The organism is Kribbella sp. NPDC004536, assembly GCF_042873835.1.
In the GTDB taxonomy this organism is placed as follows: Bacteria; Actinomycetota; Actinomycetes; order Propionibacteriales; family Kribbellaceae; genus Kribbella.
Genome location: NZ_JBIALY010000001.1, coordinates 1,875,923 through 1,902,895 on the forward strand (window position 1 = coordinate 1,875,923; position 26,973 = coordinate 1,902,895).

Sequence of the window (26,973 nt, forward strand, 5' to 3'; positions counted from 1 at the left end):
ACGCTGCTAACGTGCGACCGTGCTGCTCTCCGATCGCGACATTCTTTCCGAGCTCGACGCGAAGCGGGTCCAGCTGGATCCGTTCGACGCTGCGATGGTGCAGCCGTCGAGCGTCGACGTACGGCTGGACCGGTTCTTCCGGGTCTTCGAGAACCACCGGTACCCGCACATCGACCCGGCCGAGGAACAGCCGGACCTGACCCGGCTGGTCGAGCCGGACGGTGACGAGCCGTTCATCCTGCACCCCGGTGAGTTCGTCCTGGGGTCGACGTACGAACTCGTCACGCTGCCCGACGACGTCGCCGCCCGGCTCGAGGGCAAGTCCTCGCTGGGCCGCCTCGGTCTGCTCACGCACTCCACGGCCGGGTTCATCGACCCGGGGTTCTCCGGCCACGTGACGCTCGAGCTGTCGAACGTCGCCACGCTGCCGATCAAGCTCTGGCCCGGCATGAAGATCGGCCAGCTGTGCTTCTTCCGGCTGTCCTCCCCCGCCGAGAACCCGTACGGCTCGGCCAAGTACGGCTCGCGCTACCAGGGCCAGCGCGGCCCGACCCCGTCGCGCTCCTACCAGAACTTCCACCGCACCGACATCTGACCGGCGACGAGGGCCCCGGGAAACCCCAGAGCCCTCGTCGAGTGGATCAGCTGGTTGCCTTCAGGAACACACACACCGAATCGAGCTCGTTCGTGACGCTGTAGTCACCCTGCGGCAGCTGCCTGTACACGCCGCCGTACGGCGAGACGGACTCGGGCGATCTCGCGGTGCCGTTCCAGAGACCGAGGTCACCGTTGCCGGGGGACCCGCCGTCCGAAGGGGTGTCCCCGCTGGACGGGGTGTCGCCGGCCGTCGGGCTGCTGCCGTCCGAGGGCGTGCTGCCGCTGGACGGGGTGTCGCTCGAGCTCGGGCTCCCGGACGGGGTCGGACTCGGCAGATCCGCACCGGTCTTCGCGTCCAGCAGCACCGGCTGCGCCTCGGTCTGCGCGTACAGGACGCCGTGGTAAGCCGCGGTCAGACCGGGAACGATGCGGTTGCCGGAGCCGTTCGAGAAGCTCCAGGCCTTCTTGCCGGTCGTGTCGTCGAAGCCCATCATCGTGTCGGTCCCGTTGCTCCCCTGCTTCATCTTCCCGGTGCAGGCGACCGAGGTCGCCTCGTCGGCGAAGCAGGTCCATCCGGTCATGTCGGTGCTGCTCTTGAGCCCCGGGAGCGGTGTGACGGCGACAGCCCCGGTCGAGAGGTCGACCGCATAGATCGCGATCTGGTACCCGGCGTCGTAGCTGATGTACTTGTCGCCGTAGAAGTAGGCGTGCTTGGCGGTGCCCGCGATCGACTGGTAGTTGGTCTGCAGCGGCCCGACCTGCTTGGTGATCTTTCCGCTCGGGCCGTCGGCGAGAGCCAGCGCGGCGTCGTTCGTGTTGGTCGACTTCGGTGCCTTCGTGCCCGCGATCACGCCGCCGTGCACAGCAGCCGGGGCGATCCCCGGCACGAGCGTGCTCTTCTTGGTCGCCGGGTCGGCGTACACCGTCACGTACTGCGAGTTCCCGCCCGAGACCGGACCCGCGGTCCCGACGGCGACCTGGCCGGATTCCACGTCGTAGGCCACGGACCCGATCGGCGCGTCTTCGAACGCGGTCTTCGTCGACGTCTCGGCGATCTTGTCGCCGGTCGCGACGTCGATCCACTGGATCACCACGAGACCCTGCGGTTTCTGGGTGCCGTTGCCCTTGTCGGTCTGCGAGTAGACGACGACCGCGACGTCCTTGCCGTCGACCTTCACCGCCTTCGCCCGGAGCGCGGTGTTGACCTTCGTGGTCGCCGCCTGGGCCGCGGGAACCGACCAGGACTTGCTCGGGTCGGTGACGTCATGACCCGCGAGGCTCTTGATCGTGCCGGCCACGGCGACCTTGCCGATGATCGCCATCTCGGTGTCGGCCAGGGAGACCACGGTCTGGTCCTTGATCACCGGGTATGCCGCGCCGATCGCGAAGCCCTTCGGCGGGTCGAAGGTCGGCACAGCCGGTGCGCTCGGGGTCGGCGAACTGGTGGAGCTGCCACCGTTGTCGCCCGAGCCGGAGTCGGACTTCTTGTCGTTGCCACCGCAGCCGGCTACCAGCAGCAGGGCTGCGGTCACAGCTGTGGTCGCCACCATCGGACGCAACATCGTCGGCTTCTCTCCCAGGTCGCTCAGAATGATCGCCTGAACGCTAGCAGTGCCGACGGGTCGGCCCGGAAGTTATCCACAGGCGTTGCATGAACCTGCAATGTTCCCGGGCCGTCACCCGCTGCCGCGTGTCCTGACCAGTCCCAGCCGCCCCAGTACGATCGCCACCCCGGTGACCGGTACAGCCGTCACCGGACGATCGAGAGGCCGGTCCCGCGGCGCCGGGGCTGCGGCTCCGTCATCGCCCGCGCTGCCGGCTCCGTCAGCCGCCGGGACGCCGGCTCCAGCTTGTCGGCCAGCCGGCGCAGCGCACCCGCCAGCCCCTCCCGAGGGGTGCTACGGATCTTGCCCTCGTTCCGGTGTGCCCTCGCCTCGGCCACCCGCAACTGCTCGGCGACGCGGTACCGGGCAACTTCCTGCTGTTCGGTGATCATGATGGTGCTCCCCTCAAGTAGTCCCCGTGCTGTTTTTGGCAGTGCTGAACCAGGTCCCGCCCCCAGTAGCGGGACCTACATCAAGACAACGAACCCGGCCGTGCCAGTCCGACAGGTGCCGGGCGTTCGGTCAGACCTTGACGACGGTGATGTCGCCGGAGACCGTACGGGCGCGCAGCATCAGCGCACGCTCACCCTCGGCCGGCTTGTCGCCGGGCTGCAGGTCGCACCGGATCCGTCCGGTGACGGTCTTCAGGTCCAGGTACGTCGGGAGTCCGTCCGGAACCCCGATCTGTACGTCGCCCCGGGCCGTCTCGGCCTGGACGCTCGGCCCGTCGGCGAGCTCGACCTTGACGTCGCCGGAGCCGGAGGTGGCGACCGAGTGGTCGCGGATCCGCTCGATGGTGATGTCACCCGAGCCGACCTTGACGGAGGTGGGACCGGCGGCGTCGCCGATCGTGACATCACCGGAGCCGGTGCTCAGCCCGAGCGCGTCCTCGGCCTCCTCGATGTCGATCGAGCCGGAGCCCGTACTGGCCCGCACCGCGCTCGCGGCGCTCTCGACCTTCACGTCGCCGCTGCCGGTGTTGATGCCGAGCTCGTTCTCGACCCGGGTCAGCTTGACGTCGCCGGAGCCGGTCGCGAGTCGCGCCGAACCCAGCGGCACCTCGGAGACGATGTCGCCCGAGCCGGTCTTCACCCGGGCGTCGAGCACACCGGCCGTCGCGATCCGGACCGTGATCTCCGGTCCGTGCCGGACGTTCCGCGGGCTCTCGATGATCAGTTCACCGTCGTCGACCTCGAAGATCACTCCGTCGTAGTCACCGTCGACCTCCATCGACACCGTGGTGCCGTCGCCGTCCGGGTTGGGCCCGATCTCGACCAGACCGGAGCCGATGTCGATCCGGATCCGGTCGATCCGCTCGTTCTCGTCGTCGACGAACTGCGTCGCGCTGTGGTCGTTCATTCCGCCCATCCCGTCACTCGCTGGCCCGGGCCGTGGCCACCACGGCGCCGTTCCTTGTCGTCCCGCCGGCGGTCCTTGTCCTCCCGGCGGCGCTCGCGCTCGTCCCGGCGGCGGTCGCGGCCGCGGTCCGGGCCGAACACACCTTCCTCACCGAACGGTCCGTTCGGGCCGAACACGCCGTTCGGTCCGAAGACGCCGTCGGGGCCGAGCGGTCCGTTCGGACCCAGCGGGCCCTCCGGACCGAACACCGGGCCACGCGGCGGGCGCGGCGGCCGGGGCGGGCGCGGTCCACCGCGGCGGCCGACGCTGAGCTCGGTCATCACGGTGCGCATCAGCCAGGCGTTCGAGGAGATGCCCTCGGCGTCGGCGGCTTCGTCCACCTTGTTCTTGATCGACATCGGCAGCCGCAGCGTGATCCGCGCGGTCGGCTCGTCGGCGTCCGGCACGTACTGCTCCGCGTCGGCGTCCGCCTCGTCCTCGACGTCGTCCTCGATCTCGTCCGGACCGGTCAGCTGGCTGGGCGCCGGCGTGACCACGAACTCCGGGCGGCCGCCGGCCATCCGGAGCTCGACCGACCCCGGGGACAGCTCACGGCTGATCTCCCCGGCGGCGTCGGACAGGGCTGAGATGAGGGCCAGGCGGCCCGCGTCATCCAGCGTGGCCCCGAGGCGCTGTGCCACGGAGCGGGTCTGCTCGTCGGCCAGGGCGGTGGCGTTCTCGACGCTCCGCCGGACCGACTCGAGGTAGTGGTCAAGTTCCATGACGCAATCATGACGTCATCGTGACGTCACTGTCAACCCTCTCTGATGTCAGCGTGCCGCCAGAGGCAGAATAGGGCGCAGTCGACCAAGGAGGATCAGTGTCCAGAGGAGTACTCATCACCGGCGCGTCCCGAGGTGTCGGGGCAGCTGCCGCGCAGGCGTTCGCACGAGCCGGCGACCGGGTCGTGCTGCATTGCCGCGGCGCCGTCGACCGGGCCGAGGAGGTCCGCGCCGCGCTACCCGGCGAGGGGCACGTGGTGGTCGCGGCGGACCTCGGCGATCCGGCCGCGATCCCTGCTCTGGTTGAGGAATCGGCCGCCGCGCTCGGGCGGATCGACGTACTGGTGAACAACGCCGCGATGTTCGTGGACGAGCCTGTCGCGGGGTCGCGCCGGGTCGGTCACCCACTGGCCGAGACGTCGTACGACGAATGGGTCGCGACCTGGCGCCGTACGTTGGCCGTCAACCTGGAGGGGGCCGCGCACGTGACCTGGTGCGTGGCGCGGCAGATGCTCGACACGGACCCCGCGGACGGCGTACGGCGGGGCGCGGTCGTCAACGTCGGGTCCCGCGGCGCGTACCGCGGGGAGCCCGACGTACCGGCGTACGGCGCCTCGAAGGCGGGACTGCACGCGCTCGGGCAGTCGCTGGCGGCGTCGTTGGCGCCACATGACATCACGGTGACGTCAATCGCGCCCGGATTCATCGCCACCGACATGACGGAGTCGTTCCTGGCCGGTCCCGGTGGCGACGCGATCCGGGCACAGAGCCCGTTCAACCGGGTCGCCACCGCCGACGAGGTCGGGAACGCGATCTACTGGCTCGCCTCAGCCGATGCGAACTGGGCGAGCGGAGCGGTCCTCGACTTCAACGGGGCGTCGTACCTTCGTTAGGACGACCGCCGCCACCGTCCAGACCGCGGCGAGCACCCCCATCGCGAACACGCTGCCCTTCTCCTCGTCGAACAGCAGGATCAGCGCGAGGTTGACGGCGGCGTGCGCCGCGGTCGCGACGACCAGGTTCGTACGACGTGCGCCCTGGAGTACGACACCCATCACCACGGACAACGCGGTCGCCATCACCACGAACAAGCCCATGTACACGAGACCGTTGGCGAACCCACCGATGTGCCAGAAGCCCCACAGCACGCCGACGATCAGCGAGGACCGCAGGACCGAGAAGCGCGTCTGCAGATAAGGCTGCAGGTACGCGCGCCAGCCGAGCTCCTCGCCCGCCGCGCCGATGACCATCGTGATCACCAACGTCCAGAACGGGAACGGCAGGCTGTCCGCCCGCCACGACCGTCCCGCGACGACATGCACCAGTACCGACACGAGCATCACCGCCACGACGACGCCCACCACCAACGCGCTCCGCCCGGCGGCGACGTTCACCGGGGTGAACCGTGCGGCGACGCGCGTCGTACGGCGGAACAGCAGGAACATGACGCCGACGCCGAGGGCCGGCGCGAACTGGACCAGCTGGATCAGGTCCGGACTCGGACCGGTCGCCGACTGCACCGCGTTGAGGATCCCGCTGAAGATCATCGTGGTCAGGTAGAAGACCACCACCCGCAAGAACACTGCTACTCCTGGATGAGATAGGGCGCGATCATCAGGTCGAGCTGCGCGCTGAGGAACTCGGTCAGCGAGCCCCAGCCGTTCACCGCCCAGACCTGGAGCGCGCCGTTGAAACAGACAAGGGTGTGCCGCGCCAGCGCCGGTACGTCGGTGTCCGCGCGCAACTCGCCCGCCTCCACCGCCGCCCGGTAGAACCTGTCGCAGCTGTCGACGATCGCGGCGGAGTGCGCCAGCGCGTGCTGGCGGAACTCCGGGTCCGCGACGTCGAGCTGAACGAATCCGAGACCGTTGCCGAGCTGCTCGCGGTGCTCGATGTGCGCGACCGCGGACAGCGCGAAGTCCCGGAGGGTGGCCAGCGGTGAGGTGTTGCGGCCGGCCACCAGCTCGGCCAGCCGCTGGACCATCACCGGCGAGCGAGCGGCCGACGCGAGCAGCAGGCCGCGCTTGGAGCCGAACCGCTGCATGAGCGTCGGCGGAGCCAGACCGACGCGGGATCCGACTGCCGCGAGGGTCAGTTTCAGCGGCCCGAGCTCGGCCAGCACTTCGCGGGTCGCGTCGAGGATCACGTCGTCGCTGACCAGCCGTGGCCGGGCCATCCGGTCGCCTCCGAGTTTGTGAATCGCCATTCGCTAATACACGAGATCGTAACAGATCCTTGTTCGATCAGTTAGTCAGTGACAACGGGTAAGCATCCGGACACCTGGAGAGGGGTCCGGACCGCGCGCCCGCCGTCCGGTGCACCCGTCCGTCGCCGGACACGTCGTACAACGGGAGCCTCTTCATGCGTTTCGCCCGCATCACCCTGGGTCTGCTGCTGGCGCTGTCAGGCCTGGCGGCCACCGTCGCCGGAGCGGTCGCAGCCTTCTGGCTGGTCGGCCCGGACAACACGATCACCACCCCCAGCCACCGGCTCGCCAGCACGGGTCTCGCCGTCGTCAGCGCGCCGTCGCTGCTCGACCGGCACGGCCCGACGCTGCATGTCAGCGCCACCGGCGACAAGCCGCTGTTCATCGGCGTCGGTCAGGACCTGGACGTCCGGGACTACCTGTCCGGGGTCTCGCACACGCAGTTGGTCCGATTCGACCCGCCGGCTACGTACGGCACGCAGGAGGTGCGTGGCCGCACCAACAAGTTGACGCCGCCCGGCGCGCTGGACTGGTGGGTCGCGCAGTCTGCCACCGGTGCGCAGTCGGTGAGCTGGCAGGTTCAGGACGGCCGGTACGACGTCGTCGTGATGAACGCGGACGGGTCGCCCGCGGTCGGCGCGCAGGTCACGTTCGGCATCCAGGTCCACCGGCTCTTCGGCATCTGCCTGCTGGTGCTGGGGGCCGGCGTGCTGGTCTTCGCCTTCGGCCTACGCCTGCTCCGTCGCCGTCGTCCGGTGGCCGCAGTCCGTCAGGTGGCCGACACCACTGAGATTCCGGTCATCAAGAACGCCCGCATCCCGGTCCTGGTCTCAGCTCCGGCGGCGCCGGCCGACAACAGTCCGGCGTACCGCGTCTCCCCCTTCCACCCGGACCGCGTGAGCCCCTTCGCCCCGCTCGAGGAGCAGGAGGAGCAAGACGAGGACGCGCCGGTCGAGTCGGTTCCGGTAGAGGTGGCAGCCTCCGTTGCCGAGGTTCCGGCGGAGGATGTGGCTGCTGCGGCGGTGGCGGTGCGGCCGGCGTTGGTGCGGACTGGGGCGGCGCGGACTGTGCCGGTTGCTGTTCCGGCGGCGCCGATGTTCATGTCCGCTGCCGCGGTGGCGCGCGCCAAGGCGCCCGTCCTGATCGGCGCCGGCACCTCACACCGGCACAACGGGATCGACCGGCCCACGTACGGACAGGCCGCGGCGCCGACGTACGACGAACCGCCGTTCGAGCAGCCCGCGGTGCCGACGTACGACGAGTCGCCGTTCGAGGAGGGGGCAGCCGGGGTGCCGGCGTCGGTGGAGGTTGCGTCCGCCGAGCAGGCGGCAGCCGGTGCGGAGGCGGCTGACGAGGCTACCGTGCCGTTGAACGAGTCGCCGGAGTTTGTGAAGAGTGACGAGGCAGTACGCCGGACCGCCGCACTGCTGGCGTCCGGTGCGATGTTGCTGACGGCAACGAGCTGTGGGCTGATGCCACCGAAGAACAGCATGACCGTGCCGGACAGCCGGCCCGCGGTCACGCTGGCGGATGCGCAGGCGGTCGTCCAGCGGTACAACCAGCTGAACAACCAGGCGAACCGCACCCGGGACGGGAAGCTGTCCTCGACCATCGAGGGCAACCCGACGCTCGCGCAGACCCTCGCCGGCTTCGAGATCGGGCGGAAGCTCGACGCGGCCGGCAAGGAGGTGTCGAAGCCGTTCACCTACACCGATCCGGAGATCGGCGCGCCGCAGTTCACGTCGTACCCGATGCGTTTCGTGGTCAGCTCCGGCATCTCGAACGCTCCCGGCAGCCGGCAGCTCGGCGTCTGGCAGCGGGAGAACGCGGGCAGCCCGTGGCTCCTCACCCACTCGGTCTACCCGACGAAGACGGCCGGCGTGCCGTCCCTCGACGGCCTCCGCACCGCGGACACCACGGACCTGAACAACCTCCGCGCCCAGCCGGCCGCGGTCGCCCGGGACCTCGCGGCGTACCTGACCGCCGGCCCGAAGGCTCCGCAGGCAGGTCTGTTCGAGAACTCGGCCAGCCTGATCAACCTGCTCGACCTGCGCTCGAAGGCGAAGACCGCCGACACCGCCGAGCCGTACATCGCGAGCGTCACCGACGCGTTCCTCCCGTCCGGCACCCCGCTCGCCTTCATCACGTCGAACGGCGACGCGCTGGTCTTCCTGTCGCTCACCGAGCAGTACCTGCAGCGCGTCGAGCCGGGCTCGAACGCGTACTGGACCAGCGGCGAGGCGACGGCGTTCAGCAGCATGGTCAAGTACACGCAGAGCCTGCACCAGGACTACCTTCACCAGGTCGCGCTGGTGATCCCATCGAAGGCATCGGGCACTGCCGTCCAGGTCCTGTCGATCGACCCTCAGCTGGTCGGCGCAGGCGGCGTCTGAAAAACTGGCCGGCAAGCGATTGCCGAAAGATAGTTTCTACTGATTGACTCCCGGGGTCAGGTTTTCCCATCCGCCCGGGAGTACCAGTGGAGCTGTCCCGTCGTCGCCTGCTGTCCTTCGTGCCTGCTACCGCGTTGCTGACCGCCGTACGACCCGCGTCCGCGGCGCACGCCGCCGAGCCGAATCTGCTGTTGCGGAACATGATCGCGATCTACGCCGGTACAGCGGAGTCCAACGCGCGCCCCGAGGTCGCTGCGAAGGTTGCCGCGATCGACAGCACGGCCCGCACCTGGCTGTCGGCGCTCGACCGGGCCGGTACCGGCGAACTGTTCGCCGGCTTCCCGCTCGGTACGAGCGACCCGAACCTGAGCTCGTCGTACCAGCACCTGTACGAGATCGCGCTCGCGTACCGCCGCCCCGGTCCCGCGTCCGACCTGCAAACCTCAGCCGTCCGCGACCGGATCGCGGCCGGGCTGGTGTGGTTGCACGACAACTTCTACGGCGACCAGTCGAAGGGGTATTACGGCAACTGGTTCACCTGGGAGATCGGCATCTCCACGTTCGTATCGAAGACGCTCGTGCTGATCGACGCACCGGCCGATCTGATCACCACGTACGTCGCCTCGATGGACGCGTACCTGCGGAACGGGAAGAACGGCGACGTCGACCTCGACTCGCGGTTCCACACCGGCGCGAACCTCGTCGACATCACCGCGAACCGGGTACTACAGGGCGCGCTGCTGAACGACGACGCGCGGATCCGGAAGGCACTGCAGGACCAGTTCACGGTGTTCGCGACGGTCGACCCGTACAACCTGCAGCACGGCGTCACGGACGGGTACTACGCGGACGGTTCGTTCATCCAGCACGCGTCGGTCGCGTACACGGGCTCGTACGGGAAGGGCCTGCTGAGTCGCGTCGTACAGACGATCAAGGCGCTCGCGGGAACGGAGTACGCGCAGAGCGACGACCTGGTCGGGGTGGTGCAGGGCTGGGTCGAGCACGGGTTCGCGCCGCTGATCTTCGAGGGCTGGATGATGGAGATCGTCAAGGGCCGCGCGGTGTCGCGGACCGGGACCGGGTACGACGACGTGGCGGTGATCGTCGAGGCGATCGTGGATCTCGCCGACTACGCCGCCGGCGCGGATGCCCTGCGGCTGAAGGCGTTCGCGAAGTTCACGGCGCGGCCGACGATCAACGTGAACGGCTTCGTGTCGCCGGTCAGCATCGGCCGGTTCGCGGATCTGAAGGCGGATGCGTCGATCGTGCCGGCCGACCTCAACCCGGCGGAGCTGAGTACGGCGTTCAACGCGATGGACCGAACGGTGCACCGGCGGCCCGGGTATGCGTTCGCACTGGCGCGGAGCTCGACGCGGATCAGCAAGTACGAGTACATGAGCGGCGAGAACCTGCTGCCGTGGTTCCAGGGCGACGGCGCGCACTACCTGTACCTGTCCGGGCAGGACCAGACGCAGGCGTACGGCATCGACTACTTCACGACGGTGTCGCCGTACGCGTTGGCCGGGGTGACCGCGCCGGTCGAGACGCGGAAATCGGTGCCGGAGCTGTACGGGACGGCGTACTACGACAACGCCGCGCTCGGGTTCACCGCGTCGTCGGAGTCGCAGAACACGTACGTCTACTTCCCGGTCGGAATGAATACGTATTCAGGCGGCGCCACCCTGGATGCTTACAGCGCGGTCGGCTGGATCCAGTCCGACGACTTCGCGTACGCGTCCCGCGCGGACCTCCCGCCCGACTTCGTCACCTACCAGAACGCCACCGCCACCAAATCCTGGTTCCTGCTGGACGACGAGATCGTCGTACTGGCAGCCAACATCGGCGACGACACCCGCCCGGTAACCACGACCCTGGACACCCGAATCGCCGCCGCCGGCGCTCCGGTACAGGTCCTCAACGACGACCCGCGATGGCTCCACTACACCGACGGAACCGTTGCCATGGGCTACTACTTCCTCCAGCCGGCATCTGTTACCGCCCAGGTCCAGGCTGTCACCCGGAGCCGCCGAGTAGTACGTACGTCCAACCCGGACACTGCAGTCACCAAACAGGTCTTCGCGATCACCCACACCCAACCACCCGGCAAGAAGCACACCCTCGCCTACACATTGGTGCCCAACGCAACAGAATCTGCCCTACGCGCCTACCAGCACAACAAGCTGGCCGTGCTCTCGAACACCCCGAGAATGCAGGCGATCCAGCACTCAGGACTCCGCCTGACCGCCGCCAACACGTTCGGCCCCGGTCTGCACCACCTTCCTGGGCTGACCGTCGACGGTCCGGCCTCGCTGCTCATTCGTCGTCTGGACGCGAGCATCCAGGTCGCCGCCTCCGACCCGACAACGCAGCGCGCCAGCATCACGATCAACCTGCCGGCGCAGTACCTGAAACCTGCGACCACAACGCCAGGCGTACAGGTGACCCGTACGGTGACCGGCACCCGCCTGACCTTCGACACCCGTCAGACGTACGGAAGCAGCCGAGCGATCAAGCTTCTTCCAGCTTGGTGATCAGCGCCTGCATCGTCCGCAGCGTCGTGCGGAGGTCGTCGAGACCGACGGTCTCCGCCAGCTCCGACGTCCACGGATGCTGCGCGACCGCGATCTGCCGAATCGCGTAATGCCCGGCCTCCGTACACGCCAGCAACTTCGCCCGCCGATGCGCCGGGTTGGGCCGATACTCCGCCAACCCGTGTTCGACCAGCAGGTCCGCGATCCGCTGCACCCCCTGCCGGCTCACGCCCATGATCCGGCCGACATCGGCGACCGAGTGCGGTTCACGCAGTACGCCGCCGAGCACCTGCCACCAGGCCGCGGTCAGCCCGCCGTTCGCGGCCAGGCCCTGCGCGGCCTCCATCAGCCGCGCGTTCAGCCGGAAGGTGGCGAGTACGACCTCGGTCAACGCCGCACCACCTTCCGACTGCGGGCCGGGCTCCGGCCACTCGCCCCTCGGCGGGACAACCGCCTCGTCCTTGCGGGTCATCCCAACAGCGTCGCGTAGGCAGCCGGGTCGGCGCGGTGGAACACGCCCTCGTACGCATCCAGCTTCCGCTCGTCCGCGAGCTCGAGCCGCTCCAGCACCGCCCGCGCGAGCTGCACCGGCGAGTCCGGCCCGGCCGTGACCAGGTCACCACCGATGACCGCGCGCGCATCGACGTACCGATCCGAGCCCTGGTACCCGGTCGCCTGCAGGTACTCCTTCGCCGCACTCGTATGCGCACGCTCGTCCAGCAAGCCGGCCCGCGCGAGTCCTGCCGTCGCCCCACAGATCGCAGCCACCGGCACGCCCTCCTCGAGGAACCGCCCCGCCAGCTTCGCGAACGCGTCCCCGCCGCCCGCGTCCCACTGCCCCGACCCCGCCAGCACCAACAGATCCCCAGCGGCCGGCACGACATCCCCGATCACCACATCGGGAACGATCCGCATCCCACCCATCGTCACCACCGGATCGGCCGACTCCCCCACCGTCACCACAGTCCACGGCACCCCGGTGAACCGCCCGGTCCGCAACTCCACCAGCAGATGCCCGATCTCCCAGTCCGCCAACGTCTCGTACACCGCTACGTATGCTGTCCTCATAGACAACATACTGTCATTACGACAGCGTGTTGTCAAGATCTGATCATGCGGTGCCATACTCGGAATCGGGGGCACCATGACGACAACCGCGCTCGGCGGGCCGGTCGAGCGGATCCGCCGGTACGTCGGCGACCGCGTGATTCGGCCGAGGATCGCAGAGGCGCCGTACGACACCAGCATCCGGCTCGGCGCAGCCGCCCTGGTTTCGGCGGGCCTGGCGATCGTCGCGGGCATCTACAGCCTCGGCCCGACCGAACCGCAGGTGTGGTTCTACAGCCGGCCGCTCGCCGACGCCACCGTCGTACTCATGCTCGCGGCACTGGCCCTCGCCGCCTGGTCCGTCGCGACCGCGGCCTCGGTGGCGCCGAACGCCCGCCCGCTGCTGGCGGTGATCGCGCTGCTCAGCTGCGGTGTGAGCTTCAGCGTCGTCGACGGCGCGACCGGCCTGGCGCGGAGCATCGCCCTGGCCGGCAAGGCGCTCCCGTCCGTCCGGGTCGAGTGGAGTGCCGTACCGTCGTGGACGCTCGGCCTCATGGTGGCGTCCAGTTTGATCCCGGCGGGGTGGCTCGTGCTTCCGGGCAGACTGCTCGGCAAGTCACCGGTGATGACCGGACTCGTGATCAGCGTGCCGCTGTGGATCACCATCGTCGCCTGGGGAGTGTCCAGCCACGTCACGAACGTCATCCCGCTCTATCTCGCAAGTGGCCTGCCGACTGATGTCATCGGCGCCCTACGCGCACCTCGATCCGCGTCGGCGCTGCGGCTCTTCAGCGGCGTCGCGGCCGCGGGAATCGCCGGCTGGCTAGTCATCCTGATCCTTCTGTCCGGATCGGAGTTCGCGCGGGCACAGGTAGCTTTGGCGGGCCGTTTCGCCAAGCTGCGGGTAGTGCGGCGGCGGATCACGATCCTCGCGGCCGCCGTACTCGTACTGATCGTGCTGGTGCTCGGATACCTCGGCGTCTTCGGGTCCACCGCAGCAGGTATCTGGCGATTCGGCTCCGGCGCGCAATGGTCGTACTGCGTCCTCGCCGCGGTTGCCGGCGCGCTGGCGCTGGGCTGGGAAGCTCGCAACCCGGTCGTGCCCGGGAGGTTACGGAGTACGGTCGCTGTCGCGATCGTCGCGCTCGGCCTGCCCTCGGTGTTACTCGTCGGCGGATCACTGTTGCAGTTGGTCGTCGGTCCGATTGTCCACGGGAACTGGGCGCAGACGGCGCTCGACTGGGGTCTGTGGCTCCAGCGGTACGACAGCCTGGTCGCAGTCGTCCTGGTCGCTGTCGCGACCGCCGGAAGCTTGCGGTCAGACCGCCGGCTCAGCACCGGAACCATGTTTGGAATCGCCTTTGTCCTCTGGGGATTTCCGAGTGCCGTACAGGTTGCTGTCAGCAACCATCGGCTCACCAGCGACCATGTACTCGCTTCTCCGCAGCGCCTCGTGGTCTGCGTGTGCCTCGTCGTACTGGTCGTCGCGGTCGGCGTCCGCGACATCGGCGCGAGCTCGCCGCTGTTGGCACAGACGCTGATCGGAGCGACGATCTCGGCCTTCGGCATCGACGCGGTACTGTCCGGATCACCGGCCACAGCGGCCGCCGTACTGCTGGTGATCCTGCCGGTGGCGTGGCGGTTCCTCGTCGACACTCGTGAGGAGCGGGAGAACCCGGCCTGGAAGTCGGTGCTCGCGATGGCGACCTGGGCCACGCTGATCAGCCTCGCGGCCTTCACGATCGGCGCCGGCGCCGGGATCGGCCTCTTCGACAACGGTTCCAGGCTCGAATGGAACCTGCTCATCGTTCCGTTGACGTTCGCGTTGCTGTGCCAGACCGAGCCGGTCGCGCGACCGGTCGGGCCGGGGTGGCGAGGCGGGTCCCCGGCGATCGTCATGCCTGGTGGCGGTCCGCTCAGATTCGCCACGGGTGTGGTCGCGGCCGCGCTCATCGCGACCTCCGCCGTCCTCAGCCTGACGAAGGTCCCGCCGGCACTTGCCCGTCCGCCAGGTCATCAAGTGACGATGACCGTGCCATCCGGCTGGACCCCGGGCCAATGCGACCGCGACGACGCCGAGATCGCGAGCATCAACTCGTCCAACCACCAGACCGCCCTCATCGTCGCGAACGCCCCGGAAGAGTCGCTGCGTGCCGCGAGTACGGACAAGGCCTGCTACGAGGCTGTCCTCCTCCAGGGATCCCTCGACCACCGCTGGTGCGAACCAACCCCGTCACCCCCGCTCACGGACCTCCCCGGCTTCACCTGGTACACCTGCGCGTCCCAGGCCACCACCATCACCTACGCCATCAACCAAACCGCCGGGGACATCCAGGCCGTTCTCCTCATCACCCTCCCCAACGCCTCCCCACCCGACGCCACCACCGCCCAGACCACCCTCACCACCCTGACCTTCAACTAACAAACCAGGTGCTTGCCGGCGGCGCCGTTCTACGAGGCGGTTGGGTATCGCGGGGAGGCTTGTCCGCAGCCGGAGTTTCCGACGTTCGAGATCGAGTTCCCAGCAGGATGATGCCGGCTATGGCGGTGGCGCCGGCGGCGAGGGATAGGGCTTGGTGTACGTCGAGGGTTGCGAGGAGGTTCGTCGACGCTAGTAGGGGGACGGTTTGGACTAGGGACAGGAGGGATTGGAGGCGGGTCAGGTGGGACTTCGGCGTGCTGCGGACGAAGACCGGTGCCAGGTGGGATGTGAAGAGGCCGATGCCGACGCCCTGGGTCAGGGTCGCCGCCACTGCGAGCGGGACGGACGGGGCGAGGGGCAGGCTCGCGATGCCGAGGGCGGCTAGCAGGCAGCCGATGCCGCTCGCGAGGGCGGGGCGGTTGAAGGAGCCGAGGCGGGCCACCAGGACTGTTACCAGCAGGCTGCCGCAGACGTTGCCTGCGACAACTATGCCCGCTTGACCTGCGGACCAACCTTGGGAACGGGCGAGGAGCGGTACGCACAACGACGTCACCGGTAGGACGAACGCGGCGACGAGGGCGACCACGCCGAGGATCCTTCGCAGTACCGGATCCGCTGCCGCCACTCGTAGGCCGTCGACCGCCGCGCGTACGACGGACGGGCGATCGGCCGGCGGCGGTACGTCGTACGGAGGTCTGAGCAGCAGTAGCACGGCGAACTCCACCGCGAACGTCAGTCCGTTGAGGATGAGCGCTCCGACGAGGCCGACCGTCGCGACGAGTACGCCGCTGAGCGGCCCGCCGGCGAGCGTGATCACCTGGGTGGCCGAGGTTCGCAACGCCATTGCCCTGGGCAACTGATCGTCGGATACGAAGAGCCGAGGCAGTACGCCGGCCGCGGGTAGCGCGAACGCGTCCACCGTTCCGACAGCGACCGACGTGGTCAGCAGGATGCCGGCGGATACGCCGTGGAGGCCGATGACCGCCGGGAGCAGGAAGCAGCACGTGCCGACGATCGCGGTGCAGAGGAGGAGCAGGCGGCGCGGGCCGAGGCGGTCGCCGAGTACGCCGCCGAGCAGGAGAAGTACGGCGCGAGGCAGGGTGAACCCGGTCAGTACGAGCGCTGCGACCCGCGGGCCGATGCCCGTCGCGGCCCATCCGAGCGCGAAGAACAGCGCGTTGTCGCCCAGTACCGAGAGGGTGGATCCTGCCAGCCAGCCGTAGTACGACCGGTTCACCCGTCCAGCCGGACAGGCATTACGAGGGTCGTGAACGTGCCCTGGTCCGCCGAGCGTACGACGACCGGTCGGGAAGGTTCGCAGATCTCCAGCAGTACGTCCGGTCCGACGCTGACCTCCAGTGCTGCCGCGAGCAGGCTCGCGGTGAACCCGATCCGTACGGAGCCGGTGCCGATCACGTCGAGCCGCACCTCGTCGCCGATCCGCAGTACCTCGGGATCGATGTCGAAGGCAACAACTTCGCGTCCTTCGAGCGTCTGCAGCAGCTGCAGCCGATCCACCACGACCCGGCACACCGGCGGTGTCAGGCCCGCGAGGATCTGCTCGTACGCCGGATACTCCGCGGCAACCGTCGGCAGCTCGCGCGCCTCGTCGCCCCGGACGAGCCGCAGCCCGCCGTTCACCTCGATCCGCACCCCGTCCCCCGCGGCAACCCACCGGCCGACCGCAGCCAGTTCCGCCGCCGGCACCAGCACCCGCCCGCTGGATCCCCCGAACTCCACCGGCCGAACACTCCGCACCGCCAACCGATACCGATCGGTCGCCACGAACACCACCTCGTCCGGCGACAACTCGATCAACACACAACTCAACACCCGGCCCAAGTCCTCGCCCGCAGCCGGCACCCCCACCCCGGATTCCCCGGCGGGGGCGGAGGAGCCACCGGGGGCCGGATCCGTCGCCGCGGTTGCGGCGGGCGGGGCCGCGGATGGGGTTACCTGGCGGATGGCGCTGGCTAGTTCGGGGCCGCCTAGTACGGCGGTGGTTTGGGTGGCGAGGAGTTGGGCGAGGAGGCGGGTGGCGGCTTCCTGGGTGGCGGTGGATTTGGCGTGCAGGGTGCGGAGGTGAGCCTGGATCAGGTCGGCGACCTCGGCGGGCGGGGCGTCCAGGGCCTGGCGTACGTCCGGGAGCGGGAGGTCGATTTCGCGGAGGTCCCGGAGTAGGCGGGCTCGCTCGGTCTGGGACGGGTCGTAGTAGCGGTAGCCGTTGGTGGTGTCGACCTCGGCGGGAGGGAGCAGGCCGCAGTCGTCGTAGAACCGCAACGCGCTCGGCGCCAACCCCACCAGCCGGGCGAACTCACTGATCGTCATGCACCCGACCCTCATCCCTGCACCAACTCGAAGGTCAACCCGCCTTTGCGGAAACAATCCGGCGCCAGGTGCGGAAAGAGTTCCGAAGACCTCAACTGCGGATCCGGCCCCACAGGCTGAGGGTCTTCCCGAAGCGTTCCCCGCGGATCCAGTCCAGGATCCCGCGCGCGACCCGTTCCGGCGAAAGGTCGCCCCGGACCGAGCGCGGGACGCGGGTACGGAGTTCGGCGGCGTCCGCGAGGGCGTCGGCGATCTGGTCCTCGGCCCAGCCCCGGAGCGCGAGGCGTTTGCGCCGTACCGCGTCCGGACAGTCCAGGTGCAGCCAGCGTCCTTCGGGGAGTTCGGCCGGGAGCAGCGGTGACAGCAGCAGCACCGGGATGCCGGAGCGCCGGATCAGCTCGGTGATCCGCAGCCACAGCGCGTTGTACGCCGGCCAGATCGGCGCCGCCGTCGGACTCGCGATGGAGATCCCGAGCAGCCGCCCGTTGTCGTCGAGCAGCTCGTCCATGTCCATCACAACCAGGTTGCCCGGGCTGAGCCGGACCAGCTCCGGCACAACCGTCGACTTCCCCGAACCGGGCGCACCGGTCACCACGAACAACCTCGTCACAGCTCTAGTGTGCGGTCATTCCACGAAAAGCCCGAGGGGAGGTCGGGCCTCGCCTGAAATCGTCGGTAGTCCGCTCGGGCCGGGGGTCACCGATCCGAGCACGCTCGAGTGCCCGGCGCCGGTGCAGCTCGGTACCGTCCCGCCCAGCCCGTGCACGGTCAGGAATCCGAGTACGGCGAACGCGTACGCCTCCTTCGCCGCCGACGGCAGGCCCAGCTCGTCGGTGGTCCGGACCGGTATCGCCAGCTCGTCCGCGAGCAGCTGCATCAACGCCGGGTTCCGGATCCCGCCGCCCGAGGCGACCACCTCGGTCCCGCCGTAGCGCCGTACCGCGTCGGCCACGGTCCGCGCCGTCAGCGTGGTGACCGTCGCGACCAGGTCCGCGGCCGGGATCACCGGCAGCCCTTCGAGAGCCTGCGCGACGTACGCGAGGTTGAAGAGCTCCTTGCCCGACGACTTCGGCGCCGGGCGTTCGTAGTACGGCTCGGCCAGCAACCGGTCGAGCAGTTCGAGCTGGACCTGCCCGCGCGCGGCCAGCACCCCGTCCGCGTCGAACGGCCGCCCGGTCAACTCCTGCACCACCGCGTCGATCAACGCGTTCGCCGGCCCGGTGTCGAACGCGACCGGCTCGCCCCGCACCACGGTGATGTTCGCGATCCCGCCAAGGTTCAGTGCCACGGGTACGCCCGGACGCCCGCGCAGCCACAGTACGTCGATGATGCTGACCAGCGGCGCCCCCTGCCCGCCCGCAGCGACGTCCCGCGCCCGGAGGTCCGACACGACCGGTACGCCGGTGGCCTCCGCGATCCAGGCCGGCTGCCCGAGCTGCAACGTACCGCGGACGGCGCCGCCGTCGACCCAGTGGAACATCGTCTGGCCGTGCGACACGATCAGGTCCGCGTACCCGCCGCAGAGCTGCTCGACCGCCTGCCGCGCGACGCCCGCGAACGCCTGCCCGATCCCGGTGTCGAGCCTGCACACCTGCTCCATCGAGGTAGGTGCCGGCGGCAACGCGGCCGCGATCGCCGCCCGGAGCTCGTCCGGGTACGGCTGGCTGAGCATCCCCAGCGGCGTCAGTACGAGCTGGTCACCGTCCAGCCGCAGGTCCGCGGCAGCGGCGTCGATCGCGTCGTACGACGTCCCGGACATCAGTCCGATCACGCGCATGTCACTCCCGTCGATGGCCGGTCGCAGCGTCCATCATCGTGCATCACCGGCCGGTGTGCACGCCGAGGTGCGGGTGGGCGGGAAGACCGAGGTCGTGCCGCTGCGGTGAACCCTTGACACCCGGGTTTTCGCCGGTCGATGATCGGTGTCGCTATACCGGTTTATCTGCTCTGACCGCCTGCCTACACCGACAGGCGGTCGCAGGTACTTAACCGATATAGCGATACCGCCCACCTTTGACGAGGAGTCGATCAGCTCATGAAGCGAAGGACCCTGTTGTCAGCCCTGGCCGCCGGCACCGCCGCGGCTGCTACCGGTGCCGCGTTGCCGGCCGAGGCCGTGGACAAGCGCCGGCCGCGCGCGAAGACCGGGCCGGTCACCGTCGCGTACATCGAGGTCAACGACCACAGCATGCTCAGCGCCGGCAAGTACACGCTGGCGAGCAACGGCGCGCAGGTGATCGACGTCGCCGTGATCTTCGCGGCGAACATCAACTACGACGGCACCAACGCGTACCTGTACTTCAACGACCAGGTGACGAACGTACTGAACAACGTCGCCACCCAGGTCCGCCCGCTGCAGGCCAAGGGCATCAAGGTGCTGCTGTCGATCCTCGGCAACCACCAGGGCGCCGGCTTCGCGAACTTCCCGGACCAGGCGTCCGCCGACGCGTTCGCGCAGCAGCTCGCCGACGCGGTGAACCAGTACGGCCTGGACGGCATCGACTTCGACGACGAGTACGCGGAGTACGGCAACAACGGCACCGGCCAGCCGAACGACTTCTCGTTCGTGTACCTGGTCCAGGCGCTCCGCGCGAAGCTCCCGAACAAGCTGATCACGCTGTACGACATCGGCCCGGCGGCAGACCGCCTCACGTACAAGGGTCAGAGCATCGTCGAGACCTTCGACTACGGCTGGAACCCGTACTACGGAACCTGGTCGGTTCCCAGCGCGCCGAGCGAGAAGTCCCGGGTATCGCCGGCCGCGGTCTCGTACACCGCGACCAGTTCGTCGACCGCCGCGAGCCTCGCGCAGCGCACGGTCAGCGGCGGGTACGGCGTCTTCCTGACGTACAACCTGACCGAGTCGGACACGTCGTCGTACATGTCCGCCTTCACCCAAAAACTCTACGGCAGCAACACCGTCTACAAGGCGTAGGTCCAGCCGGGCTGCCAGTCGAACGGGGCTTCGATCAGCTCTTCCATCGGTCGGCCGCTGCCGAGCAGGTGCTCCAAGGCCCATCTGTTGGCGGAGTGGGCAACCACAAGGACAGTTGCGGCGTCGTACCACTGCTTCACATCAGCAAGGAACGAACGGGTCAGGTCGACCACGTCGGCGTACGACTGACCGCCCGGAAACGGGTTCCGGACGCGCTCGACCCTGGGGGCGAGCGCGTCCACCGGCGCACCGTTGAGCTCGCCGTAGTTGCACTCCCGCAGCCGCCAGTCCTGCAGATGCGGCACGACGAAGCCGGCCGCCTCCACGGTCTGGACCGCACGCAGCAGGTCCGAGCTGAACACCACATCGACCTCCCTGCGGCGCTCACCCAGCTCCTTCGCCAGATGCACACCTTCCGGCGCCAGCTCACCCGGCAACCACCCGCTCGCGATGCCGTTCAGGTTGTCGAGGGTGATCGAGTGCGTCTCGTATATCAGCCTGGTCACAGGTCACAGCTATACCCCTTTGCCCTCATTACCGACGGGTATATACTTAAGTTACTCGTGAGTAAGGGAGCTTCTGTGAGTCACTACAAGTCGAATCTTCGGGACATCGAGTTCAACCTGCTCGAGGTTCTGGGCCGGGGTGACGTGCTCGGACAGGGCCCGTACGCCGAGATGGACGTCGACACCGCCCGCGAGGTGCTCGCGGAGGTGGACCGGCTGGCCAAGCACGAGCTGGCCGAGTCGTTCGCCGAGGCGGACCGGAACCCGCCGGTCTTCGATCCCGAGGCGCACGAGGTCCGGATGCCCGAGGCGTTCAAGAAGAGCTACCACGCCTACATGGACGCCGAGTGGTTCAAGCTCGAGCTGCCGGCTGAGCTCGGAGGTCAGCCGACCCCACCGTCGCTGCGCTGGGCCGCCGCCGAGCTGGTGCTCGGCGCCAACCCGCCGGTCCACATGTACGCCGCCGGCCCGAACTTCGCGCACGTACTCTGGCGCAACGGCACCGAGCGGGACCAGAAGATCGCGCACCACATCATCGAGCGCGGCTGGGGCGCCACCATGGTGCTGACCGAGCCGGACGCCGGCTCCGACGTCGGCGCGGGCCGCACCAAGGCCACGCTGCAGGACGACGGCTCCTGGCACATCGAGGGCGTCAAGCGGTTCATCACCTCGGGCGAGCACGACATGACCGAGAACATCATCCACCTGGTGCTGGCCCGCCCGCAGGGCATCGAGGGCGTCGGCGGTCCGGGCACGAAGGGCCTGAGCCTGTTCGTGGTGCCGAAGTACGACTTCGACCTGGAGACCGGCGAGCTGACCGGCGAGCGCAACGGCGCCTTCGTCACGAACGTCGAGAAGAAGATGGGCATCAAGGTCTCCACGACCTGCGAGATCACCTTCGGCGACAGCAACCTCGGCGGACCGGCCAAGGGCTGGCTGCTCGGCGAGGTGCACGACGGCATCGCGCAGATGTTCCAGGTGATCGAGTACGCGCGGATGATGGTCGGCACCAAGGCGATCGCCACCCTCTCGACCGGCTACCTGAACGCGCTCGAGTACGCGAAGGAGCGGGTGCAGGGCGCGGACCTCACCCAGCCGGCCAAGGACGCGCCGCGGGTCACGATCACCCACCACCCCGACGTACGGCGTTCGCTGATGACGCAGAAGTCGTACGCGGAGGCGCTGCGGGCGCTCGTACTGTTCACGGCGACGTACCAGGACCGGGCCGAGCAGGCGCGGTACGCCGGTGAGCACGACGACCTCGCCGAGCGGGTCAACGACCTGCTGCTGCCGCTGGTGAAGGGGTACGGCTCGGAGAAGTCCTGGACGCTGCTCGGCACCGAGTCGCTGCAGACGTTCGGCGGATCCGGCTTCCTGCAGGACTACCCGATCGAGCAGTACGTACGGGACGCGAAGATCGACACGCTCTACGAGGGCACGACCGCGATCCAGGGGCAGGACCTGTTCTTCCGCAAGATCATCAAGGACCAGGGCAAGGCCCTCGGCCATCTGGCCGAGCAGGTGCAGGCGTTCGTCGCCTCCGAGGCGGGCAACGGCCGCCTCAAGGAGGAGCGTGGACTGCTCGCCAAGGGCCTCGAGGACACGCAGAAAATCCTGGGCATCATGGGGCAGGCCCTCATGGCCAGCAACCCCCAGGCGGAGAACGGCGACCCCCGCAACGTCTACAAGGTCGGCCTGAACACTTCGCGTCTGCTGTTCGTCCTCGGTGACGTCGTCTGCTCGTGGCTGATGCTGCGTCAGGCCGAGGTCGCGCTGGAGCGGCTCGGTGGCGAGCTTTCGGCCGCTGACCAGGACTTTTACACCGGCAAGGTGGCCGCGGCGCAGTGGTTCGTACGGTCCACGATGCCGTCGGTCCGGGCCGAGCGGGTGAAGGCCGAGCTCACCGATCTGGACGTGATGGACCTCCCCGAGACCGCGTTCTGAGCTCCTCCGGCTCGGCCACTTGCGCGGGTCGAGCCGGAGGCCGCCGGGGCCTGAATCCCCCGAATCTGCCCCGGGTTGCCCCACGATCTGCCCTGTTGCAGAGCGTGGAGATGTAGCAACGTTTCTGCCCTGAAACACCGTGACCCTGGCTTGGTCTCCCCTGTCCGAGCCAGGGTCGCGTCTACTCCGGGGAGGAACTACGTGAGGGGTGCGTGCGTCCGTCTGGATGTGTCTGCCCCCGGTCGTCGTACGCTGTCCGCGATGCGCGCCCGACTCCTCACCGCCCTGCTCGCGGCCCTCGCGTTCCTCCCCGCCCTTCCGGCGCGGGCGGACACGCCCGAGTTGCCCGACCGGATCGCCGCCGCCTGGCGGACCGACCACCTGTCGGTCGACCCGCGGCTGGCGCCCGGCATCCCGCAGTCCGAGCTCGACCGGATCCGGGCGGCGATGCGCACCGCCGCCGTACCGGTGTACGTCGCACTCGTACCGCGGACGCCGGCCCTGGGGAAGAAGACGTACGACATGCCGACCCTGCTGCACGCGCGGATCGGTACGCCCGGGCTGTACGTGCTCGCGGTTGTGGACGGCAACTACTGGTCGACGCTCGCGGAGCTGTACCGCCCGGGCGGCCTGCGCGGCCGCGACCTGGTCAGCGTGCAGAACGACGACAAGCAGCGCCTCGACGTGCTCGCGGATCGGCCGGCGCCGCGGATCGTACGGACGATCCAGCAGGCGTCGACGGCGTTCGACGGTCGCGCGCTGCCGCCGGTGCCGGCCGGCGACCTGGAGCCCCCGTCCGACCACGGCCTGACGACGACCGACAAGGAGGACCGGTCGGCGTACATCGGCATGGGGGTCGGCGCGGTGCTCGGGTTCGCGCTGACGCTGGTGATCGGGCTGCGGCGACGTCGCCGGCACGTACCCAAGGCGTCGAAGCAGCCGGCCAAGGACGAGCCGCCGATCGACGCGTGGGAGGTACAGCTCAAGGCCGACGACCGGATCAAGGCGGCCGAGCGGACCGTCGCGCGGCTGGACAAGCGGCGCAATCGGACGACCGAGCAACTGGACCAGCGCGACGACGCGTACCGCCGGTTGGACGCGGCGCGGGCGCTGCGCGCGGACCACCCGGACGACCTGCTCGCGTCAGCCGGTGCGCTCGTACTCGCCCGGCAGGCGGAGCGGGGTGCGTCCGGTGCCGCCGTACAGCCACCGTGCTTCTTCGACCCGACGCACAATCCCGGCACGGCGACGGTCGACTGGTCGGACGACGTCCAGGTCCCCGCGTGCCAGCAGTGCGCGTCCGTCGTACGGCACGGGAAGACCCCGCGCGGGCTGCGGGTGTGGAGCAAGTCCGGCCTGCTCGGCCACGACCGCAAGCAGGTGCCGTACTGGACGCTCGATCCGGAGGACAACCCGATGGTGGCGACCGGGTTCGGTGCACTCTCGGACGACCTCCCGGAGCGGGTCGCCGCCTGGAAGGACGAGGTCCGATGAGACGGCTCATCCTGTTGCTGGCGGCAACCTTGTTCTTGTTGACCTCGCCGGCTTGGGCAGCCGGTGATCCGCGCGTCGACGACGCCGTCGCAGCCTGGGCGCGCGGGCCGTTGTACGTCGACCCGGACTTCGTATCGATTGCCGACAGCAACGAGATGGTCCGGGTGATCGCGGCGGTGAAGGTGCCGGTGTTCGTGGCCGTCGTACCGACCGGCGAGTGGTTCCCGGAGAAGGGCGACACCGAACTGCTGGCCGGCCGGCTGGCCGCCGCCAACGGGAAGCCAGGCGTGTACGTCGTGATGGACGGCGACCGTACGTACGGCGTCGCGAACCAGGTCGCAGCGTACGCCCCCGACTGGACCTATCCGGACGGTGAGGAGTCGCTGAGCCGGCAACTCCGGGAGTACCTCGACGGTGTCGGGCCGACGAAGTACGGCACGCCGGAACCGCCTCGGACGACGCCGACGCCGGCCCCCGAATCGTCGTCCTCGGGCGACGACAGGTTCACCGCCGGCAAGGCGATCGGGAACGGCCTCGGCGGGACCGCGGTCGGGATGATCGGCGGCGGCGTCCTCGGCGGCATCGTGCTGATCGTGGCGGCGGTCGCCACCCCACGACGACGGAAGGAACGCTCGTGAAGGCCCGGATTCTGTTCGCCTGCATTGCTGCGGCGCTGACGCTACTGGTCGGATCCCCGGCGCAGGCTGCGCCGGCCGGGACGCCCGCGGAGCGGGCCCGCGAGATCGCGACCGCGTTGACGAAGGACCCGTTGTACATCGACGCGGCGTACAAGACCGCGCTGCCCGCGAACCTGCGCGCGGACGTTGCGAAGAAGGCGAAGGCACTCCCGTACCCGACGTACACGATCATCCTGCCGCTGACACCGAGCGACGAGTTCCAGGGTCAGGAGAGCAACGTCCTGACGCTGGTGATGGACGCTCTCCAGAAGCCGGGGCTGTACGTCGTCGTCGACGGCGGCAGCCGCTTCCCGTGGTACGACACGAAGGATCTGCCGCAGGTCAGCGAGGAGAAGCTCGACGCGTCACGGGAGCGTGCGCTCGACGACGAAGGGTACGACGCGGGGCCGACCGAGGTGGTCGCCCGGATGTACGAGCTGCTCGCGCAGCCGGGGATCCCGAGTACGTCGCCGCGGCCCACCTCCTCGGGGTCTGCTGATCCGCACGACTCGTCGGAGTCCGGCGGGCACGGGTGGACCGTTGCGGTGTCGATCGTCGGCGGGCTTGTCGTACTGATCGGGCTCGGGCTGGTGATCGGGCGGCGGCGTGGCGGTTCGGCGCCGCGGCGCGAGCAGACGTTCCGGATCCCGCCGCACGTCGCCGCGACGGTCGCGGCCGAGCGGCGGCGGAAGCTCACCCAGGACACCAATGCCGAACTCACCACGCTCGGGTCACAGCTCGCGGCTCTGCCCACGACGGCGGGCCCGGGGCTGGTACGTCAGCAGGCCGCGTTGGACGACCATGCTGCCGCTTCGAAGGTCCTCGACTCGGCGGCGCCCGACCTCGTCGATCTGGTCGGCGCGATGGTGCTGCTCGACAAGGGGCGGCGTGAGTACGACGCAGCCGTCGCGATCGCGGCCGGGCGCCGGGCGGACGCCGTACCGGACCTGTGCGCTTTCAACCCGCTGCACGGGCGGGCGACCGAGCGGCCGACCAAGGTCGAGTCGGACGGTACGACTCTGACCCTGCCGCTGTGCAACGACTGCCGCCAGGCACTGAAGCGCGGCACCGCCCCGGCATCCCTACCAGGCAAGGCCGGCCCGTACTGGTACGAGGACTCGCTCTGGGCCAGAACCTTCTTCGGCACCACCGGCGAAGACCTGTCCACAGCAATCTCCCGCGGGGAACTACACCGGTAAACCCTGAGCGCCGCTCAGGGGAGCCTCGGGGGATGTGCCGGATCCTCGGTGCCCGCTTCGGCGCCTACTGTCGTTGCGACAACGTGGGTGGGCTCGAGAAGAGGCGGACGATGGCGGAGAACAAGCAGCTCGGAATCATCCTGCTGGTGGCGGCAGCCGGGCTGGCGTTCTGGCAGTTCGGGGACCGGGACTCCGACGAGACCCACCAGATCTCCGACAAGATCACCACCGTCCAACTGGCCGCCGGCCATTCGGACATCACGATCAAGGTGTCCGACGACGACCGGACCAGCGTGCGGGAGAAGCGCAAGTTCTGGTTCTTCAAGCACGGCAAGGCGTACTCGGTGAACGACGGCACCCTGAAGCTCGACGGCGACTGCGGCTGGCAGTGCAGCGCCGACTACGAGGTCACCGTCCCCCGCGGTACCAAGGTCACCGGTGAGAACGGCAGCGGCGACATCCAGATCTCCGGCGTCGGCGGCGTCGACGCCAAGTCGACGTCCGGCAAGATCGAACTCCGCGACGTCGACGGCGACGTCAACCTGAAGGTCACCTCCGGCGACGTCTCCGTGCACGGTCTCGACGGCAAACTCGACGTCAAGGCCAACTCCGGCGACATCGAGGCCAAGGACCTCAAGGGCGGCCCGGTGAACGTCGAGACCACGTCCGGCAACATGGAACTGACCCTCGCCGAGGCCAACGACGTGACCGCCAAGGGCACCAGCGGCGACATCGAGATCAAGGCGCCCGGCACCGACTACCGGACGAGTCTCGACACGAAACACGGCGACGTCGACACCGGCCTGGCCGACAGCACCACCGGCGCCCACACCATCACCGCCACCACCACCTCCGGCGACATCACACTCCGCTCGGAGTAACCGAGTCGTGGCAAACGGCTCCGACCCCGTCCGCCGAGTCGTGAGAACGGGCTGTGATTCAGAGCCTCTTCTCACGACTCGACAATCCG

General features: G+C 69.0%; 24 protein-coding genes. 11 read left to right on the top strand and 13 right to left on the bottom strand.

The genetic code is table 11. The annotated features are described in order from the left end of the window. Positions 1–19: 19 nt before the first annotated feature. Positions 20–595 (top strand): dCTP deaminase, encoded by a 576-nt coding sequence (dcd, locus tag ACFYRU_RS09300; protein WP_387655087.1) that lies wholly within the window; start codon positions 20–22, stop codon positions 593–595. Between the two features lie 46 nt (positions 596–641). Here dcd and ACFYRU_RS09305 read toward each other — a convergent pair whose 3' ends face one another. The 4 genes from ACFYRU_RS09305 to ACFYRU_RS09320 all read right to left on the bottom strand — a co-directional run bounded on the left by ACFYRU_RS09305 (position 642) and on the right by ACFYRU_RS09320 (position 4,321). Beyond that, positions 642–2,159: a hypothetical protein gene (locus ACFYRU_RS09305; RefSeq protein WP_387655089.1), complete on the bottom strand. Its 1,518-nt coding sequence runs from the start codon at positions 2,157–2,159 to the stop codon at positions 642–644. 188 nt (positions 2,160–2,347) lie between these two features. Then, positions 2,348–2,593 carry a hypothetical protein gene (locus ACFYRU_RS09310; protein WP_387655092.1) on the bottom strand — a complete coding sequence of 82 codons (246 nt, stop codon included), beginning with the start codon at positions 2,591–2,593 and terminating at the stop codon, positions 2,348–2,350. A gap of 130 nt (positions 2,594–2,723) precedes the next feature. Next, positions 2,724–3,560: a DUF4097 domain-containing protein gene (locus ACFYRU_RS09315; protein WP_387655095.1), complete on the bottom strand. Its 837-nt coding sequence runs from the start codon at positions 3,558–3,560 to the stop codon at positions 2,724–2,726. Next, positions 3,557–4,321, bottom strand: coding sequence for a hypothetical protein (locus tag ACFYRU_RS09320; RefSeq protein ID WP_387655098.1), 765 nt, complete (start codon positions 4,319–4,321; stop codon positions 3,557–3,559). Before ACFYRU_RS09320 ends, ACFYRU_RS09315 begins: the two co-directional genes overlap by 4 nt. Before the next feature lie 98 nt (positions 4,322–4,419). On the opposite strand from ACFYRU_RS09320, the gene ACFYRU_RS09325 reads away from it, so the two are divergent. Then, on the top strand, positions 4,420–5,214 hold the full coding sequence (locus ACFYRU_RS09325) for an SDR family NAD(P)-dependent oxidoreductase (RefSeq protein ID WP_387655101.1): 795 nt from the start codon (positions 4,420–4,422) through the stop codon (positions 5,212–5,214). Here the strand turns inward: ACFYRU_RS09325 and ACFYRU_RS09330 are convergent. Both ACFYRU_RS09330 and ACFYRU_RS09335 read right to left on the bottom strand, forming a co-directional pair. Further along, entirely contained in the window at positions 5,149–5,904 is a 756-nt protein-coding gene (locus ACFYRU_RS09330; protein WP_387655104.1) for a CPBP family intramembrane glutamic endopeptidase, read from the bottom strand. The genes ACFYRU_RS09325 and ACFYRU_RS09330 overlap by 66 nt on opposite strands. Before the next feature lie 2 nt (positions 5,905–5,906). Beyond that, the gene (locus ACFYRU_RS09335) at positions 5,907–6,527 is read right to left on the bottom strand and encodes a TetR/AcrR family transcriptional regulator (protein WP_387655106.1); all 621 of its coding nucleotides are present in this window, start codon (positions 6,525–6,527) and stop codon (positions 5,907–5,909) included. A 155-nt stretch (positions 6,528–6,682) separates the two neighbouring features. Here ACFYRU_RS09335 and ACFYRU_RS09340 point away from each other — a divergent pair, with 155 nt between their 5' ends. Both ACFYRU_RS09340 and ACFYRU_RS09345 read left to right on the top strand, forming a co-directional pair. Beyond that, positions 6,683–8,920, top strand: coding sequence for a hypothetical protein (locus tag ACFYRU_RS09340; protein WP_387655109.1), 2,238 nt, complete (start codon positions 6,683–6,685; stop codon positions 8,918–8,920). Between the two features lie 86 nt (positions 8,921–9,006). After that, positions 9,007–11,451 (top strand): polysaccharide lyase family 8 super-sandwich domain-containing protein, encoded by a 2,445-nt coding sequence (locus ACFYRU_RS09345; RefSeq protein WP_387655111.1) that lies wholly within the window; start codon positions 9,007–9,009, stop codon positions 11,449–11,451. On the opposite strand, the gene ACFYRU_RS09350 is transcribed toward ACFYRU_RS09345, so the two are convergent. Next, positions 11,429–11,923 carry a MarR family winged helix-turn-helix transcriptional regulator gene (locus ACFYRU_RS09350; protein WP_387655114.1) on the bottom strand — a complete coding sequence of 165 codons (495 nt, stop codon included), beginning with the start codon at positions 11,921–11,923 and terminating at the stop codon, positions 11,429–11,431. The two genes, ACFYRU_RS09345 and ACFYRU_RS09350, sit on opposite strands and share 23 nt — an antisense overlap. Next, positions 11,920–12,519, bottom strand: a complete 600-nt coding sequence (locus tag ACFYRU_RS09355; RefSeq protein WP_387655117.1) for a DJ-1/PfpI family protein — start codon at positions 12,517–12,519, stop codon at positions 11,920–11,922. Before ACFYRU_RS09355 ends, ACFYRU_RS09350 begins: the two co-directional genes overlap by 4 nt. 76 nt (positions 12,520–12,595) lie before the next feature. Here ACFYRU_RS09355 and ACFYRU_RS09360 point away from each other — a divergent pair, with 76 nt between their 5' ends. After that, positions 12,596–14,920, top strand: coding sequence for a hypothetical protein (locus tag ACFYRU_RS09360; protein ID WP_387655119.1), 2,325 nt, complete (start codon positions 12,596–12,598; stop codon positions 14,918–14,920). On the opposite strand, the gene ACFYRU_RS09365 is transcribed toward ACFYRU_RS09360, so the two are convergent. The 4 genes from ACFYRU_RS09365 to ACFYRU_RS09380 all read right to left on the bottom strand — a co-directional run bounded on the left by ACFYRU_RS09365 (position 14,913) and on the right by ACFYRU_RS09380 (position 19,025). After that, positions 14,913–16,157, bottom strand: a complete 1,245-nt coding sequence (locus ACFYRU_RS09365) for an MFS transporter (protein ID WP_387655122.1) — start codon at positions 16,155–16,157, stop codon at positions 14,913–14,915. The two genes, ACFYRU_RS09360 and ACFYRU_RS09365, sit on opposite strands and share 8 nt — an antisense overlap. Continuing rightward, positions 16,154–17,248: a MerR family transcriptional regulator gene (locus ACFYRU_RS09370; RefSeq protein ID WP_387655125.1), complete on the bottom strand. Its 1,095-nt coding sequence runs from the start codon at positions 17,246–17,248 to the stop codon at positions 16,154–16,156. Before ACFYRU_RS09370 ends, ACFYRU_RS09365 begins: the two co-directional genes overlap by 4 nt. 91 nt (positions 17,249–17,339) lie before the next feature. After that, positions 17,340–17,858 (bottom strand): AAA family ATPase, encoded by a 519-nt coding sequence (locus ACFYRU_RS09375; protein ID WP_387655128.1) that lies wholly within the window; start codon positions 17,856–17,858, stop codon positions 17,340–17,342. Between the two features lie 15 nt (positions 17,859–17,873). Further along, positions 17,874–19,025, bottom strand: a complete 1,152-nt coding sequence (locus tag ACFYRU_RS09380) for an anhydro-N-acetylmuramic acid kinase (RefSeq protein ID WP_387655131.1) — start codon at positions 19,023–19,025, stop codon at positions 17,874–17,876. Between the two features lie 258 nt (positions 19,026–19,283). Here ACFYRU_RS09380 and ACFYRU_RS09385 point away from each other — a divergent pair, with 258 nt between their 5' ends. Further along, on the top strand, positions 19,284–20,183 hold the full coding sequence (locus ACFYRU_RS09385; protein ID WP_387655134.1) for an endo-beta-N-acetylglucosaminidase H: 900 nt from the start codon (positions 19,284–19,286) through the stop codon (positions 20,181–20,183). Here the strand turns inward: ACFYRU_RS09385 and ACFYRU_RS09390 are convergent. Beyond that, on the bottom strand, positions 20,171–20,689 hold the full coding sequence (locus ACFYRU_RS09390; RefSeq protein WP_387655137.1) for a histidine phosphatase family protein: 519 nt from the start codon (positions 20,687–20,689) through the stop codon (positions 20,171–20,173). The genes ACFYRU_RS09385 and ACFYRU_RS09390 overlap by 13 nt on opposite strands. Positions 20,690–20,764: 75 nt before the next feature. Between ACFYRU_RS09390 and ACFYRU_RS09395 the strand changes: the two genes are divergently transcribed. The 5 genes from ACFYRU_RS09395 to ACFYRU_RS09415 all read left to right on the top strand — a co-directional run bounded on the left by ACFYRU_RS09395 (position 20,765) and on the right by ACFYRU_RS09415 (position 26,884). Continuing rightward, positions 20,765–22,633 carry an acyl-CoA dehydrogenase gene (locus ACFYRU_RS09395; protein WP_387655140.1) on the top strand — a complete coding sequence of 623 codons (1,869 nt, stop codon included), beginning with the start codon at positions 20,765–20,767 and terminating at the stop codon, positions 22,631–22,633. A gap of 261 nt (positions 22,634–22,894) precedes the next feature. After that, positions 22,895–24,127, top strand: coding sequence for a hypothetical protein (locus ACFYRU_RS09400; protein ID WP_387655142.1), 1,233 nt, complete (start codon positions 22,895–22,897; stop codon positions 24,125–24,127). After that, positions 24,124–24,765 carry a hypothetical protein gene (locus ACFYRU_RS09405; protein ID WP_387655144.1) on the top strand — a complete coding sequence of 214 codons (642 nt, stop codon included), beginning with the start codon at positions 24,124–24,126 and terminating at the stop codon, positions 24,763–24,765. The genes ACFYRU_RS09400 and ACFYRU_RS09405 overlap by 4 nt, the downstream gene beginning before the upstream one ends. Continuing rightward, positions 24,762–26,003, top strand: coding sequence for a hypothetical protein (locus ACFYRU_RS09410; RefSeq protein WP_387655146.1), 1,242 nt, complete (start codon positions 24,762–24,764; stop codon positions 26,001–26,003). Before ACFYRU_RS09405 ends, ACFYRU_RS09410 begins: the two co-directional genes overlap by 4 nt. 110 nt (positions 26,004–26,113) lie before the next feature. Then, the gene (locus ACFYRU_RS09415; protein WP_387655149.1) at positions 26,114–26,884 is read left to right on the top strand and encodes a DUF4097 domain-containing protein; all 771 of its coding nucleotides are present in this window, start codon (positions 26,114–26,116) and stop codon (positions 26,882–26,884) included. Positions 26,885–26,973: the final 89 nt, after the last annotated feature.

Coding starts and splice junctions, on each gene's coding strand:
- ACFYRU_RS09380 (WP_387655131.1), bottom strand. CDS start 19,025: ATGCGCGTGATCGGACTGATGTCCGGGACGTCGTACGACGCGATCGAC.
- ACFYRU_RS09355 (WP_387655117.1), bottom strand. CDS start 12,519: ATGAGGACAGCATACGTAGCGGTGTACGAGACGTTGGCGGACTGGGAG.
- ACFYRU_RS09350 (WP_387655114.1), bottom strand. CDS start 11,923: ATGACCCGCAAGGACGAGGCGGTTGTCCCGCCGAGGGGCGAGTGGCCG.
- ACFYRU_RS09400 (WP_387655142.1), top strand. CDS start 22,895: ATGCGCGCCCGACTCCTCACCGCCCTGCTCGCGGCCCTCGCGTTCCTC.
- ACFYRU_RS09315 (WP_387655095.1), bottom strand. CDS start 3,560: ATGAACGACCACAGCGCGACGCAGTTCGTCGACGACGAGAACGAGCGG.
- ACFYRU_RS09340 (WP_387655109.1), top strand. CDS start 6,683: ATGCGTTTCGCCCGCATCACCCTGGGTCTGCTGCTGGCGCTGTCAGGC.
- ACFYRU_RS09305 (WP_387655089.1), bottom strand. CDS start 2,159: ATGTTGCGTCCGATGGTGGCGACCACAGCTGTGACCGCAGCCCTGCTG.
- ACFYRU_RS09335 (WP_387655106.1), bottom strand. CDS start 6,527: ATGGCGATTCACAAACTCGGAGGCGACCGGATGGCCCGGCCACGGCTG.
- ACFYRU_RS09385 (WP_387655134.1), top strand. CDS start 19,284: ATGAAGCGAAGGACCCTGTTGTCAGCCCTGGCCGCCGGCACCGCCGCG.
- ACFYRU_RS09405 (WP_387655144.1), top strand. CDS start 24,124: ATGAGACGGCTCATCCTGTTGCTGGCGGCAACCTTGTTCTTGTTGACC.
- ACFYRU_RS09415 (WP_387655149.1), top strand. CDS start 26,114: ATGGCGGAGAACAAGCAGCTCGGAATCATCCTGCTGGTGGCGGCAGCC.
- ACFYRU_RS09310 (WP_387655092.1), bottom strand. CDS start 2,593: ATGATCACCGAACAGCAGGAAGTTGCCCGGTACCGCGTCGCCGAGCAG.
- ACFYRU_RS09370 (WP_387655125.1), bottom strand. CDS start 17,248: ATGACGATCAGTGAGTTCGCCCGGCTGGTGGGGTTGGCGCCGAGCGCG.
- ACFYRU_RS09320 (WP_387655098.1), bottom strand. CDS start 4,321: ATGGAACTTGACCACTACCTCGAGTCGGTCCGGCGGAGCGTCGAGAAC.
- ACFYRU_RS09360 (WP_387655119.1), top strand. CDS start 12,596: ATGACGACAACCGCGCTCGGCGGGCCGGTCGAGCGGATCCGCCGGTAC.